The organism is Promicromonospora sp. NPDC090134 (assembly GCF_044746965.1).
In the GTDB taxonomy this organism is placed as follows: Bacteria; Actinomycetota; Actinomycetes; order Actinomycetales; family Cellulomonadaceae; genus Promicromonospora.
Window position 1 is genome coordinate 40,365 of record NZ_JBIVCZ010000011.1, and the last position, 13,469, is coordinate 53,833.

12 protein-coding genes are annotated in these 13,469 nt (G+C 74.6%); 4 read left to right on the forward strand and 8 right to left on the reverse strand.

The genetic code is table 11. From position 1 onward, the window contains the following. Positions 1-21: 21 nt before the first annotated feature. The 4 genes from ACIPN7_RS24820 to ACIPN7_RS24835 are packed head-to-tail and all read right to left on the reverse strand — an operon-like array spanning position 22 to position 4,868. The gene (locus ACIPN7_RS24820; RefSeq protein ID WP_400548845.1) at positions 22-945 is read right to left on the reverse strand and encodes an ABC transporter permease; all 924 of its coding nucleotides are present in this window, start codon (positions 943-945) and stop codon (positions 22-24) included. Further along, entirely contained in the window at positions 938-1,864 is a 927-nt protein-coding gene (locus tag ACIPN7_RS24825; RefSeq protein ID WP_400548847.1) for an ABC transporter permease, read from the reverse strand. The genes ACIPN7_RS24820 and ACIPN7_RS24825 overlap by 8 nt, the downstream gene beginning before the upstream one ends. Next, positions 1,861-3,249, reverse strand: coding sequence for a M14 family zinc carboxypeptidase (locus ACIPN7_RS24830; RefSeq protein ID WP_400548850.1), 1,389 nt, complete (start codon positions 3,247-3,249; stop codon positions 1,861-1,863). The genes ACIPN7_RS24825 and ACIPN7_RS24830 overlap by 4 nt, the downstream gene beginning before the upstream one ends. Further along, positions 3,246-4,868 carry an ABC transporter substrate-binding protein gene (locus tag ACIPN7_RS24835; RefSeq protein WP_400548853.1) on the reverse strand — a complete coding sequence of 541 codons (1,623 nt, stop codon included), beginning with the start codon at positions 4,866-4,868 and terminating at the stop codon, positions 3,246-3,248. Before ACIPN7_RS24835 ends, ACIPN7_RS24830 begins: the two co-directional genes overlap by 4 nt. 173 nt (positions 4,869-5,041) lie before the next feature. Between ACIPN7_RS24835 and ACIPN7_RS24840 the strand changes: the two genes are divergently transcribed. The 4 genes from ACIPN7_RS24840 to ACIPN7_RS24855 all read left to right on the forward strand — a co-directional run bounded on the left by ACIPN7_RS24840 (position 5,042) and on the right by ACIPN7_RS24855 (position 7,951). Continuing rightward, a complete protein-coding gene (locus tag ACIPN7_RS24840) occupies positions 5,042-5,686 on the forward strand; it encodes an FMN-binding negative transcriptional regulator (RefSeq protein ID WP_400548856.1) in 645 nt (214 codons plus the stop codon). Further along, positions 5,683-7,308, forward strand: coding sequence for an amidohydrolase (locus ACIPN7_RS24845; RefSeq protein WP_400548859.1), 1,626 nt, complete (start codon positions 5,683-5,685; stop codon positions 7,306-7,308). The genes ACIPN7_RS24840 and ACIPN7_RS24845 overlap by 4 nt, the downstream gene beginning before the upstream one ends. Positions 7,309-7,436: 128 nt before the next feature. Next, positions 7,437-7,700, forward strand: coding sequence for a ribbon-helix-helix domain-containing protein (locus ACIPN7_RS24850; protein WP_400548862.1), 264 nt, complete (start codon positions 7,437-7,439; stop codon positions 7,698-7,700). Between the two features lie 56 nt (positions 7,701-7,756). Beyond that, on the forward strand, positions 7,757-7,951 hold the full coding sequence (locus tag ACIPN7_RS24855) for a toxin (RefSeq protein ID WP_400548864.1): 195 nt from the start codon (positions 7,757-7,759) through the stop codon (positions 7,949-7,951). A gap of 127 nt (positions 7,952-8,078) precedes the next feature. Here ACIPN7_RS24855 and ACIPN7_RS24860 read toward each other — a convergent pair whose 3' ends face one another. Genes ACIPN7_RS24860 through ACIPN7_RS24875 form a run of 4 tightly spaced genes read right to left on the reverse strand, consistent with a single transcriptional unit; the run spans position 8,079 to position 13,464 of the window. Then, positions 8,079-9,137, reverse strand: a complete 1,059-nt coding sequence (locus tag ACIPN7_RS24860; RefSeq protein ID WP_400548867.1) for a formylglycine-generating enzyme family protein — start codon at positions 9,135-9,137, stop codon at positions 8,079-8,081. Then, positions 9,134-9,928: a GntR family transcriptional regulator gene (locus ACIPN7_RS24865; RefSeq protein WP_400548869.1), complete on the reverse strand. Its 795-nt coding sequence runs from the start codon at positions 9,926-9,928 to the stop codon at positions 9,134-9,136. The genes ACIPN7_RS24860 and ACIPN7_RS24865 overlap by 4 nt, the downstream gene beginning before the upstream one ends. Beyond that, positions 9,909-11,552, reverse strand: coding sequence for a dipeptide ABC transporter ATP-binding protein (locus ACIPN7_RS24870; RefSeq protein ID WP_400548872.1), 1,644 nt, complete (start codon positions 11,550-11,552; stop codon positions 9,909-9,911). The genes ACIPN7_RS24865 and ACIPN7_RS24870 overlap by 20 nt, the downstream gene beginning before the upstream one ends. Next, positions 11,536-13,464, reverse strand: coding sequence for a gamma-glutamyltransferase family protein (locus ACIPN7_RS24875; protein ID WP_400548875.1), 1,929 nt, complete (start codon positions 13,462-13,464; stop codon positions 11,536-11,538). The genes ACIPN7_RS24870 and ACIPN7_RS24875 overlap by 17 nt, the downstream gene beginning before the upstream one ends. Positions 13,465-13,469: the final 5 nt, after the last annotated feature.

Sequence of the window (13,469 nt, forward strand, 5' to 3'; positions counted from 1 at the left end):
CGCCCACCCTAGGAGCCGGGCTCACGAGCGACCCCTCGGGTCGAGCACGTCGCGCAGCACGTCACCCAGGGTGATCATGGCCAGCACCGTGATCGTGAGCACCACGGCGGGCGCCACCAGCATGTGCGGCGACGTCTGGAAGAACGACTGCGCGCTGGAGAGCTGCAGCCCCCACGAGATCGACGGCGCGTTCAGGCCCAGCCCGAGGAACGTGAGCGTGGACTCCGCCACGATCACGCTGCCCACCATGATCGTCGCGACGGCCAGCACCGGGCCGAGCGCGTTGGGCAGCACGTAGCGGGCGATGATCCGCCGGTCGGGCAGGCCCATGGCACGCGCCGCCTCCACGTAGGGCGCGTCGCGCACCGTGCGCACCGAGCCACGCACGAGCCGGGCCATCGTGGGCCACGAGAACAGGGCCAGCACCAGGGCCACGGACACGGCGGACCGCGAGCCCACCGACGTCAGCACCACCACGGCGCCCAGCAGGAACGGGAACCCGAGGAACACGTCGGTCAGCCGGGCCACGACACGGTCGAGCCAGCCGCCGTAGTAGCCGGCCAGCGTGCCGACCACCAGCGCGACGGCCAGCGCCACGGCGGTGCACAGCAGCCCCACGGTCAGCGACGCGCGCGTGCCGAACACGACGTTGGCCCACACGTCGCAGCCCTGCACGTCGGTGCCCAGCACGTGCCCGCCGCCCGGCGGCAGGGCGCTGGAGGCCAGGTCGCAGGCCCGCGGGTCGGGGTGACCGAACCAGCCGGCGAACGCTGACGGGACCAGCGCGACCAGGCCGAGCACGGTGAGCACGGCCGCGGACACCCAGAACAGCGGACGACGGCGCAGGGTGCGCCAGACGCCGCGCCGGGCGACGGCGGGCGCGGTGGCGGGGGCCGCGGTGGTGGCGCTCGCGGCGACGGGGGCGGCGGGCAGGGGTTCACTCATGGCGGATCCTCGGGTCGAGGACGGAGGCGAGCAGGTCGACCAGCAGGTTGGTCAGCAGGAACACGAGGATCAGGGCGGTGGACACGCCCACGATCGTGGGTCCCTCGTGGGCGCGGATCGCCTGGAACAGGAGCTGCCCGACGCCGGGCAGGTTGAACACGCCCTCGACCACGACGGTCCCGCCGAGCAGGTACCCGAGGTCGATCGCGAGGTAGGTGAGCACCGGGATCGCGGAGCTGCGCAGGACGTGCACCCCGACCACCTGGCGCTCCCGCAGGCCCTTGGCCCGCAGGGTCCGCACGAAGTCGGTGCGCAGCGTGTCCACGACGGATCCGCGCATCAGCCGGGCCACCGAGGCGAGCCCGAACACGGCGATGACCGCGGCGGGCAGCAGGTACGCCGTCGGCCACCCGGCGCCGGTGCCCGCCACGGGGAACCAAGCGAGCTCCACGCCCAGCCAGAGCTGGGCGGAGACCGCGAGCACGAACACCGGGATCGAGGTGGCCACGACGGTGCCGGCCAGGACCAGGCGGTCGCTGACGGCGCCGGCGCGCAGCCCGGCGACCAGGCCGAGCAGCACGCCGAGCACCACCTCGATGCCCCAGGCGGTCAGCGCCAGGGTGATGGTCACGGGCCAGCGCAGGGCCATCCGGTCGGCCACGGACTGCCCCTGGAACGTGGTGCCCAGGTCGCCCTGGAGCAGCCCGCCGAGGTAGCGCAGGTACTGCTGGAGCACGGGCTCGTCCAGGTGGTAGCGCTCGCGCAGCTCGGCCACCACGTTGGGGGCCAGGGGCCGGTCGCCGCCGAGGGCGGCGATCGGGTCGCCGGGCAGCGCGAAGACCATGAGGTAGATGATCAGCGTGACGCCGAGGAAGACCACGAGCAGGTCGACCAGGCGCCGGGTGACGCGCCGGGTCATCGCGCCGCCAGCACGTGCGACACGGCCAGCGTGGCGCCGTACTGCACGCCCACGAGCCGCTCGACCGGCAGCACCTGAAGGCCGGCCACGGACTGGGCGTCGGCCAGCCACCCGTCGTACAGGTCCCGGGCCCGCGCGTGCACGCGGTGCAGCCGGGCCGTGGCCAGCCCGGCCGTGGCCTCCGCCTCCAGGGCGCGGACCAGCATGCCGCCGAACCGCAGCCGGAACATCCGCACGACCTCCTCGTTGCTGAACACCTCGGCGCCCGTCGCGGGCCGCGACGGCAGCCGACCGGCCCGCACGAGCTCGCTGGTGCCCGCCTCCGTCATCATCGGCACGAAGGACTCGCTGGCCCGCAGGAACGGGCTGCGCAGCGTGAGGTCGCCGCGGGCCTCCTCCAGCAGGCCGGTCAGGGTGCCGCCGAGCTCCACGAGCGCCTCGGCCTTGGTGCGGACGACGTCCACGTAGTCGGCGTCGGAGTCGGCCGTGTCGTCCGCGGCCGGGTGCGACCAGTACGGCAGCTCGGCGATCAGGCTGACCGTCCCGTGCCGCCGGGCGTAGGCCGCCGACCCCTCGCCGCCCACCAGCGACGGGGCGTCGAGCCCGAGGGACTCCAGGTAGTCGTACTCGTCGCGGGTCGAGCCGGCCCGGTAGATCGCGGGGGCCAGCCGCTGCAGGGCGGGGGACTCCGGCTCGCCCGTGTCGAGCGGCAGGCCCAGCGCCGCGGGCACGGCGTGCAGCGGCCCGACGGCGTCCGGCAGGTCCTCGCTGAGGTAGTAGTAGACGCCGCCGAGCTCGGCGTTGTGCAGGCTGACCATCAGCTCGGGGCGCAGCTCGTCGATCAGGCGCATGAGCGCCTGGGTCTCCGGGATCACGTCGTCGAAGTACGCGCCCTTGTAGGCGAACGGGAACGTCCACTCCACCTGCTCCGACGGCGCCGGGCGGTAGAACCCGCGGGCGTAGGCGGCGCGGTCGGCGGGGTCGCCGAACCAGGACTCGTTGAGCCGGGTGCCGTCCGGGTCGATGCACGGCACGAGGTGCCAGGTGGCGCCGGTCGAGGCGCGCAGCCCGGGGTCGGCCACCAGCTCGGCGGCCAGGTGCTGCAGCGTGCGGAACCCGATGGGCTCGTTGGGGTGCACACCCGCGAAGAGCAGGTGCGGCCGCGGCCCGTCGCCCACCGAGAACATCTCGATCGGCTCCCCGAGCCGCGACGTCCCCACCCGCCGCCGGCGCACGAGCGACGGGTGGTCGTCGGCCAGGGCCGAGAACCAGTCCAGGAGCGCGTCGACGGTGGGGAAGTCGCTGATCGGGGGGACGGCGCGGGCCCGGTCGAGCACGTCGTCGAGCAGGCCCGCGTCGAGCCCCCCGGTGGTCACGCCGCTCATGCGCCCTCGGCGAGCACGACGGCGGAGAACGTCGGGTTGCCGACCGCGGACGTCGGCAGCTCCGCGACGCGCTCCGACGTGACGTAGGAGTACGTCTCGAAGAACAGCGGCGGGGCCGGGAAGTCCTCCAGGATCCGCTGCTGCACCGCGGCGTAGGCCTCGCCGGCCGCGGCGGGGTCGGCCTCGGCGTCGGCCGCCGCGATCAGGTCGGCGACGTCGTCCTCGTAGTAGGGGATGCAGTTGGGGCAGCCGCCGTTCTCCACGAAGAACGAGCGCAGCGTGTTCTGCTGGCTGGGGTACAGGGCGCCCCAGCGGGAGAAGAACGGCCCGTCGATGTCACCGTTCGTGCGGTTCTCGGAGAACTCGGCCCAGTCCGCGCTCGGCGTGGCCACGGCCTCGACGCCCAGGTTCTGGCGGAGCTGGTTGGCGATCGCCTTGTACAGCTCGTCGAGCCCGATGCCGCCCGGGAAGTAGATGTCGATGGTGCCGTCGAACCCGCCGGCCTCGTCCAGGAGGGCCTTGGCCGCCTCCGGGTCGTACGTGCAGAAGTCGCCGCAGATGCCCTCGGGCGTGCCCGCCTCGACGGCCGGGGTGAACGCGGTGGCCGGCGTGTAGAGGCCGCCGTAGACGACGTCGGAGATGGTCTCGCGGTCGATCGCCATCGAGATGGCCTGGCGCACCCGCACGTCCTCGTACCGCTCGTCCCACAGCGGGAGCCCGAGGAACGAGATGCCGGGCGCCTCGAAGGTGTACAGGCGCTCCCCGAAGTCGCCGGAGGCCTGCGGCAGCCGGGCCGCCGGCACGCTCGCGACGTCGATGTTGCCCGCCTGGACGTCGGTGTAGGCGGTGGTGGCGTCGGCGTACGGCACGAACGAGATGGCGTCGACCGTGGGGGCGGTGCCCTGGTAGTCGGCGTACGCCTCGGTCTCGATCGGCTCGTTCTCCACGTAGTCGCCCACGACGGCGAACGGGCCGTTGCCTACGGGGTGCGCGTTGTAGGCGTCCATGTCCTCCAGCGCGGAGGCGGGCATCGGGTACATGGCGGTCTGGGCCTGGCTGACCTGCATCGGGAACTGCCCGTCGGGGCCGTCCAGCGTCACGGTGAACGTCAGGTCGTCCGTGACGGCCAGGCCCGACATCTCGGTGGTCTTCGGCTCGCCCTCCGCAGGGTTCAGGTCGTCGTACCCGGCGATGCCGGCGAGCTGCCCGGAGTTCTCGAAGGCGTCGGGCCCGTAGGCGACGGCGTTCCAGGAGTCGACGTACGACTGGGCGGTCACGGGCGTGCCGTCGTGGAACGTCCAGCCGTCGCGCAGCGTGACGGTCCAGGTGGTGGCGTCGTTCGACTCGATCGACTCGGCGGCCACGTAGGTGAGCTCGCCGTCGGCGTCGACCCAGGTCAGCGGCGACCAGACGGCCATGTTCAGGTCGTAGGCGACGGTCTGGCGGCCGGGGATCGTCTGGATCGGGTCGGTGACGGCCACGCTGATCGAGCCGCCGCCGGCGTCACCGGCGGCGTCGTCGGCGCCGGCCGAACCGCAGGCGGACAGGGCGAGGGTCAGCGCGAGGGCGGTCGCCGCCGTACCTGCGCGGTAGGGGAGCGACCGGAGTCTCGGGTTCATGGTTCCTCCACGGGTAGCGCGCTCTCGCGCACCGGGGTCCTGCTCGGGTGGCGAACAGTTGAGCGCACACCGATGATCAAGGTCAATGAAGTTTCAGAAGGAAATGAAAGTTTTACGCGGCGGTCACACGGGACGGGTCCCGGACGGGCCCTCCGTGATGGTTCGATGACCCTGTGATCCACACGAGCGACTACGAGATCCAGGACGAGGCCCGCGTGCGCGACCTGGTCCGCACCCACGGCTGGGCCACCTTGGTCTCCGTGGCCGACGACGGCGCCCCGGTCGCCTCCCACCTGCCGGTCCTGCTGGAGGACACGCCCCCGGGCGAACCGATGAGCCTGCTCAGCCACGTCGGCCGGCCGGACGAGGTGCTGCACGCCCTGGACAGCGGCCGCGAGTCGCTGCTGATCGTGCAGGGCCCGCACGGTTACGTCTCGCCCGGCTGGTACGACATGACACCCGCCGTGCCGACGTGGAACTACCTCGCCGTCCACCTCTGGTGCACGGTCGAGCTGCTCGGGCCGGAGGAGTCGTACGCGGTCCTGTCCGACACCGTCGACCGGTACGAGTCGGTCATGCCCGAGCCCGTCCGGCTGCCGGGCGTCGAGGAGTACGCCCACCGCATCGCCAAGGGCGCCGCCGGGTTCCGCCTGCGTGTGACCCGGTGGCAGGGCAAGGCGAAGCTCAGCCAGGACAAGCCGCGCGCCGTCGTGGAACGCGTCGTGACGGCGCTCGGGTCCGACCCGCACTATGCGCAGCCGGCGCTCGCGGCCGAGGTGCGCGCCGAGCTCGACCGCCGTCCGGACGGCGCGGCATGACGGCCGCCGTAGCTCCGCCCCTGCTCCTGACGAACGCCCGCTTGGTCGGCGCGTCGGCGCCGAACGTAGGGTCCGTCGGCGCATCCGCGGGTGTTGCGCCGAGCAGTCCTACGTTCGGCGGGGTCGACGGCGGCGCGGGCGGGCTTGTCGATGTGCTGGTGCGGGACGGGCTCGTCGCCGCCGTCGGGCCGGCCGGGCGGGTCGGCGACGGCGGCGTCGAGCGGGTCGACCTGGGTGGGCGCACCCTCATGCCCGGGCTCTGGGACGCGCACGTGCACGTCACGCAGTGGGCGCTCGTGCGGCGCCGGCTCGACCTGTCGGGCGCGCGCTCGGCCGCCGAGGCCGTCGCCCTGGTGCGCGACCGTCTTGCCGAGGGGCTGCCCGAGCCCGGCACGGCACTGGTCGGCTACGGGTTCCGGGACGGGCTGTGGCCTGACGTCCCCACGGCGGACCTGCTCGACGCCGTCGCGGGCGAGGTGCCCGTGGTGCTCGTGTCCGGCGACCTGCACTGCGCCTGGCTCAGCACCGCCGGCCTGCGCTTCGTCGGCGTCGGAGCACACCCCACGGGGGTGCTGCGGGAGGCCGAGTGGCTGCCGCTGGCCGCCGCCGTCGACCGCGCGCCGGACCATCTGGCCGACGCGTGGGTGGCCGACGCCGCAGCGGCCGCCGCGGCTCGGGGCGTGGTCGGCGTCGTCGACCTGGAGATCACGGACAACCTCACGGCCTGGCGCCGCCGTTTCGCCGGCGGGTTCGACGCGCTGCGGGTCCGCGCCGGCGTCTGGACCCCGTGGCTGGACGACGTCCTGGCCGAGGGCCTGCGCAGCGGCGACGTGCTGCCCGGCACGGCCGGCCTGCTGGAGCAGGGGCCGTTCAAGGTGGTCACCGACGGCTCGCTCAACACACGCACCGCCTACTGCCACGATGCGTACCCGGGCCTGACCGGGCCCGAGGCGCACGGGATCCTGTCGGTGCCGCCGGCCGAGCTGGTCCCGCTCATGGCACGCGCGCACGCCGGCGGGCTGCGGTGCGCGATCCACGCGATCGGCGACCACGCCAACACGCTCGCGCTGGACGCGTTCGCCGCGACCGGCGCGCTCGGCTCGGTCGAGCACGCGCAGCTCCTCGACCCGGCCGACCTCTCCCGCTTCGCCGAGCTCGGCGTGGTCGCCTCCGTCCAGCCCGAGCACGCCATGGACGACCGCGACATCGCCGACCGGCACTGGTCCGGCCGCACCGGCCGGGCCTTCGCGTTCGGCGCGCTGGACGACGCCGGGGCCGTGCTCGCCCTGGGCTCGGACGCGCCGGTCGCGCCGCTCGACCCCTGGTTCGCGGTCGCGGCGGCGGTCAGCCGGTCGCGGGACGGCCGCGCTCCCTGGCACCCGGAGCAGCGGATCGGCCTGCGCACCGCGCTGGAGGCCTCGACGGACGGCCGCGGCCTGGTCCCGACGGCGGGCGCACCGGCCGACCTGGTGGTCCTGGACGCCGACCCGCTGGCGCCCGGGGCGGACGCCGGCGACGCGGGCGCCGATGCCGCGGACGTGGACGCCGCCGCGGCAGCCCTCCGCGAGATGCCGGTGGCAGCCACCCTGCTGGCGGGCCGCTGGACCCACCGCACGTTCTGACCCCGCCCCGGGCAGATGAGTGCGGAAGGAGTGGCGGAAAGGGGGCCCGTTCCGCCACTACTTCCGCACTCACCTGGTCAGCGGCGCATGGCCGTTGACTGTCATCGCTTTACGTATACGATATTCATATGAGCGACAGGAAGATCCGCGGGCAGGCGGTGAGCGACGAACAGATCCAGGCCTTGGCCGATGAGGCCGAGGCGGGCTACGACGTGACCAAGCTGCGTCGTCGCGGCCGTCCACCGGCCGGTGACGGGCCGGGCGAGGTGGTGCCGGCCCGGCTGGACGCCGCGACGCTTGCCGCGCTGGACCGGCAGGCCAAGGCCGAGGGGCTGGCGAACAGGTCCGAGGCGATCCGGGCGGCAGTGCGCGCCTGGGCGCACGTCGCGTGAGGCTGCACGACTCAGCCCGTAAGCACTTTCGGCGAGACCGGCTGACCGAGACTGGTGTGCTGCGCGCCGTCGAGGAGCCGGCCTACCGCGCGCCCCTGGACGACGAGGATGACCCACGCCGCTGGCTCCTGCTCGGGTTCGACGACGCTGGGCGACTCCTCGAACTCGTGACCCTTGATTTTGACTCCGGCGAGAGCTTGGTCATCCACGCGATGAAGGCTCGCACCCAGTACCGCGACCTGCTGACCTGACCCACCACGCGCGCGTCCCACTATGTGCGTGTCCGAGCGCCGAACGTAGGCTCCGTCGCTGGATGAGTCGCCATGTGCCGACGGAGCCTACGTTCGGCGGCTCCGAGCTGCGGGAATCGCCTGGCGGTCAGAGGGCGACCGTGCGGAAGCCCGCGTTGCCCATCGACGAGTCCGGCGTGTTCGACGAGCGTGCGGAGTTGCGGTAGCGGTTGCAGTACGAGAGGTGGCACAGGTAGCTGCCGCCGCGCAGGATCCGCTGGGCGCCCCGGTCGGGGCCGGCCGGGTTCGTCGCGGGGGAGCGCGCGTAGTAGCCCGGGTCGAACCAGTCCTGGCACCACTCCCAGACGTTGCCCACCGGCTGCCACAGGCCGTACCCGTTGGGTTCGAACGTCCGCACCGGCGCGGTGGTGAGCCAGCCGTCGTCCAGCGTGTTCGTCCGCGGGAACGCGCCCTGCCAGATGTTGGCACGCCACCCGCCGTCGTCCACCTCGGCGTCGCCCCAGGGGTACTTCGTGCCCTCGACGCCGCCGCGCGCGGCGTACTCCCACTCGGCCTCCGTGGGCAGGCGCCGGCCCGCCCAGGCGCAGTACGCGACGGCGTCGTTCCAGCTCACGTGGGTCGCGGGGTGGTCGTCGAGGCCGTCGACGTCGGAGCGCGGCCCACCCGGGTGCGCCCAGTCCGCGCCGCGGACGCCGAACCACCACGGGGTGCCGTCGGCCTGGCCCATGATGTCGCCGGGGTCGGCCGCGACGGCGAGGTGGAACACCGCCGAGAAGCCGAACGTCTCCGCCTCGGTGCGGTAGCCGGTGTCGTCGACGAACCGCGCGAAGTCGGCGTTGGTGACCGTGGTCGCGTCGATCTCGAACGCGTCGAGGGTCACCTCGTGGCGTGGGGTCTCGCCGTCGCCGGGGTTCCGGTCGCCCGACGCGTCGCCCATGGTGAACGGGCCGGCGGGCACGGGGGCCTGCTCGACGTCGTGCCGGCCCCGGGCGGGCGTCGTGGCGGCGTCAGCCGGGCGGGAACCGAGCTGGACGAACGCGTCCCGCCCCGGTGCGCCGCACCCGCACCCGCACCCCTCGTGCCCTGCTCCGGCCTGTTCTGCCCCGGCCTGTTCTGCCCCGGCCTGTCCTGCCCCGGTCGGCTCGCCCCCGGCCCGCGCGTCCCCGGCCCGCTCGTCGCTCGTCACGCCCCCACGGTATCGGCGCCGGGCACGGTGCTGCCCGGTGCGGCGGCCGACCGCGCGGCGACGGCCGCGGCGACCTCGGGATCCGAGCTGGGCCTCGTGACGCCGTAGCGCGACAGGTAGCCGATCCGCGACTCCCGGACGTGGGCCGCCATCAGGGCGGCGGCCCGCTCGCCGTCGCCGGCGTCGATCGTCCCGACGATCACCCGGTGGTCGGGCCAGAGCCGCTTGCCGCGCGACTGCATGTCGGCGGCGTAGAGCCACTCGATCTTCCAGGAGAGCTGGCGCAGCAGCCGGGTCAGGGTCGCGCTGCCGCTGAGCTCGGCGATCGCGATGTGGATCTGGTCGTTGATGCCGACCAGGGGGTCCAGGTCGCCGGCGGCGACGTGCGCGTCCCCGGCGTCGAGCAGGGCGGCGATCTGGCGGCGGATGCGCCACCAGTCCTCGGGGCTCTCGTCGCCCGAGTAGAGCGCCGCCGCCCGCCGGGCGGCGCTGCGCGCCGTGGACACCTCCAGCGCCTCCCGCACCGCGAACAGGTCGTCGGCGTCGTGCACCGGGATCACGGCGACCCGCGAGCCCACGTGCGGCCGGGAGTCGATGAACCCCTCGCTCTCCAGCCCCCGCAGCGCCTCCCGGACCGGCACCCGCGAGACGTCGTACCGCTGGGCCAGCGAGGCCTCGGTCACGCGGGCGCCGGGCGTCAGGACGCCGGCGATGATGTCGCGCCGGATCGCATCCTGCACGGTGGGCCGTACCAGAGCGGGGAGCGCGGGCTCATCGGGCGAAAGCGGCACCGGGGATGGCTCCTAGCAGGTCTCGGGTGTAGTCGGCCCGCGGGGAGTGGAACACGTCGTCGACGGACCCCTGCTCCTCGACGCGGCCTTGCCGCAGCACCACCACATTATCCGCTATGCCGCGGACCACCGCGAGGTCATGGCTGATGAAGAGGTACGACACACCGAGCCGTTCCTGCAGGTCAGCGAGCAGGTCCAGGATCTGCTCCTGGACCAGCACGTCGAGCGCCGAGACCGCCTCGTCGAGCACCAGCAGCTCCGGCTCGGGGGCCAGCGCCCGCGCGATCGCGACCCGTTGCCGCTGCCCGCCGGACAGTGCGCCCGGGTGCCGCTGCGCGACGTCCCGGGGGAGCGCCACCTGCTCCAGCAGCTCCGCGACCCGCGCCCGGCGCGACTCCCGGTCGCCGATGCCGAAGATGCGCAGCGGCTCGTCGATCACCCGCTCCACGGTGTGGGTCGGGTCGAGCGACGCGTACGGGTCCTGGAACACCGGCTGCACGCGGCGGCGCAGGGCGCGCCGCTCGGCCCGGCCCGCCCCGGCGATGGCCTTGCCGTCCACCAGCGCCTCGCCGGAGGTGGGCGTCTCCAGGCCGAGCAGGATGCGCGAGACCGTGGTCTTGCCGGAGCCGGACTCGCCCACCAGTGCGGTGGTGCCGCCGCGCGGCACCGCGAACGACACGTCGTCCACGGCGCGCAGCAGCCCGCCGCGCCCGCGCACCCGGTACTCCTTGACGAGGTTCCGGACGGTGACGACGTCGCCGCCGGCCGGGCTGTCGCCGGCCGCGCTGTCGGCCCGGGCCGACAGCGCCCCCGCCTCGCCCTGCGCGACGACGGCCGCGGGCGCCGCCGCGACGAGCCGCCGCGTGTACTCGTGCTGCGGGGACCGCAGCACCTGCTCGGGCGTGCCCTGCTCCACGATCCGCCCGTCGAGCATCACGATCACCCGGTCCGCGCGGTCGGCCGCCAGCCCCAGGTCGTGCGTGACCAGGATCATCGCGGTCCCGTGCGCCTCGGCCAGCGCCACGAGGTGGTCCAGGATGCGCCGCTGCACGGTCACGTCCAGGGCCGACGTCGGCTCGTCGGCGAGCAGCAGCTCCGGCTCGCGGGCCAGCGCCATGGCGATGAGCACGCGCTGGCGCATGCCGCCGGAGAACTCGTGCGGGAACTGCCGGGCGCGGCGCTCCGGCTCGGGCACGCCGGCCTCGGCCAGCAGCTCCAGCACCCGCCGCCGCACCGCCGGACCCGGCATCCCGTCCGCGCGCAGCGCGTCGGCCACCTGGTCGCCCAGCCGCATGGCCGGGTTGAGGTTGGTGCCCGGGTCCTGCGGCACCAGCCCGATGCGGCCGCCACGGACGGCACGCATCCGGGACTCGCCCGCCGTGGCGAGGTCCTCGCCGTCGAGCTCGACCGTCCCGCCGGTGATCCGCCCCGCGCCGGGCAGCAGGCGCAGGAGCGCGGCGATCACCGTCGACTTGCCCGAGCCGGACTGGCCCACGATCGCCACCCGTTCCCCGCGCGCGACGTCGAGGTCGACGCCGCGCACGACGGGGGTGTCGCCGTACGCGACGTCCAGGCCACGCACGCGCAGCAGCGGCGCGGCGGTGTGGTCAGCGTCCTGCGGCATATCCCTGCGCTCCTCTCGGGTTGGCGGCCGCGCCCAGCAGGCCCGTTCCGGGGTCGCGGGTCACGGTGGACAGGCGCCCCAGCGCCCAGTCGCCGGCCCGGGTCACGACGTGGCCGCGGCCCTCCAGCGCGGCGATGACGTCGTCGCCGAGCCGGTCCTCCACGACCGCCCCGCCCGGCGTCCAGGTGCGCGGCCAGAACGAGCCGGGGAACGACGTCGTGTGCAGGGCGGGCGCGTCGATCGCCTGCTGCGGTGTGTACCCGCCCACCAGCACCCGCAGCAGGAACAGGAGCTGCCACTGGTCCTGCTGGTCGCCGCCCGGCGAGCCGAGCGCGATCACCGGCTCGCCGTCCTTCAGCACGAGCGTGGGCGTCAGCGTGGTGCGCGGCCGCCGCCCGGGCGTCAGGGCCGACGGCGACGCCTCGTCCAGCCACGTCATCTGCAGGCGCGTGCCGAGGCAGAAGCCCAGGCCGGGCACCGTGGGCGAGGACTGCAGCCAGCCGCCGGACGGCGTGGCCGAGACCATGTTGCCCCAGCGGTCCACGACGTCGATGTGGCACGTGTCGCCGCGGGTGGCGCCGGTGTGCTCGGGGGAGTCGGGCTCGGTGGTGGGCGCCGGCACGGTCGGCTCGCCCACGCCGGGCGCGGGCACGGTCGGCTCGCCCACCCCCGCCGCCGCGCCGCTCCCGGGTGCGCCCGGCAGCGACCCCGCGGGCGCGCTCGTGGCGTACTCGGTACGCAGCGCCGGCAGCGCCGGCGTCGTCCGGCCCGGCACGTCGCCCGGGCGCAGCTCGTGGCTCGCGGCGTCCGTGATCAGCGCCCGGCGCGCGGCCGCGTACTCCTCGCTCAGCAGGTACGTCAGCGGCACGTCGCCGGCCTCCGGGTCGCCGTACCAGACGTCGCGGTCGGCCAGCGCCAGCTTCTGCGCCTCGATGACCGTGTGCGCGCCGAGCTCCGTGGACGGGTCCAGCGCGGCGTCGTCGAACCCCTCCAGGATCTTGAGGGTGGCCAGCAGCGCCGGGCCCTGGCCCCACGCGCCGGTCTTCGCGATCGTGTACCCGCGGAAGGTCACGGTCGTCGCGTCCTCGTAGGACGCCTCGAAGGCCCCGATGTCGGCGGCGGTGATGACGCCGGCGTGGTCGCCGCCGTCGGAGTGCCGGTGGGGCGTGGCCACGAACTCCTCGACGGCCGCGCCCACCCGCTCGCGCCACGCGGCGCGGGCCAGGTCGATCGCCGTCTCCCGGTTCGGGGCGGCACCGCCCGCGGCGACCACGGCGTCCAGCAGGTCGGCGTACTCCGGGTTGGTGACGATGGTGCCCGGGGCGGGCACCTCGCCGTCGGGCAGCCAGCGGGCCGCCGACGTGGGCCAGTGGTCCCGGAACAGGCCGGCGACGGTGCGCAGGGTGCCCGTGACCCGCTCCAGCACGGGGTGCCCGTCGCGGGCGTACCCGATCGCGTAGGCCAGCACGTCACCCAGGTCCCAGGTGCCGTGGTCGCGCAGGAGCAGCAGCCAGGCGTCGACGCTGCCCGGCACCGCCGCCGCCAGCGCGCCCGAGCCGGGCACCAGGTCGAGACCCTCGGACCGGTAGTGCTCGATCGTCGCACCCGCGGGCGCGGGACCCTGGCCCACCAGCACGCGCGGGTGCGCCGGCTCGTCCGCCGTCACGAAGACGCCGGTCATGTCACCGCCCGGCCCGTTGAGGTGCGGCTCCACGACGTGCAGCACGAACGCGCCGGCGACCGCCGCGTCGAACGCGTTGCCGCCGCGCTCGAGCACGGCCTGGGCGCTCGCGGTGGCGATCCAGTGGGTGGAGCCCACCATCCCGAACGTGCCCCGCAGGTCCGGCCGCGTGGCCGGGGTGGTGGGGCGGACGAACGGCGAGGTGGGCCGGGCGGACGGAGCGGAGGTCATGACAC

Excerpts from the sequence above, each read along its gene's own strand:
- ACIPN7_RS24820 (WP_400548845.1), bottom strand. The coding sequence starts at position 945 with ATGAGTGAACCCCTGCCCGCCGCCCCCGTCGCCGCGAGCGCCACCACC.
- ACIPN7_RS24825 (WP_400548847.1), bottom strand. The coding sequence starts at position 1,864 with ATGACCCGGCGCGTCACCCGGCGCCTGGTCGACCTGCTCGTGGTCTTC.
- ACIPN7_RS24830 (WP_400548850.1), bottom strand. The coding sequence starts at position 3,249 with ATGAGCGGCGTGACCACCGGGGGGCTCGACGCGGGCCTGCTCGACGAC.
- ACIPN7_RS24835 (WP_400548853.1), bottom strand. The coding sequence starts at position 4,868 with ATGAACCCGAGACTCCGGTCGCTCCCCTACCGCGCAGGTACGGCGGCG.
- ACIPN7_RS24845 (WP_400548859.1), top strand. The coding sequence starts at position 5,683 with ATGACGGCCGCCGTAGCTCCGCCCCTGCTCCTGACGAACGCCCGCTTG.
- ACIPN7_RS24850 (WP_400548862.1), top strand. The coding sequence starts at position 7,437 with ATGAGCGACAGGAAGATCCGCGGGCAGGCGGTGAGCGACGAACAGATC.
- ACIPN7_RS24870 (WP_400548872.1), bottom strand. The coding sequence starts at position 11,552 with ATGCCGCAGGACGCTGACCACACCGCCGCGCCGCTGCTGCGCGTGCGT.
- ACIPN7_RS24875 (WP_400548875.1), bottom strand. The coding sequence starts at position 13,464 with ATGACCTCCGCTCCGTCCGCCCGGCCCACCTCGCCGTTCGTCCGCCCC.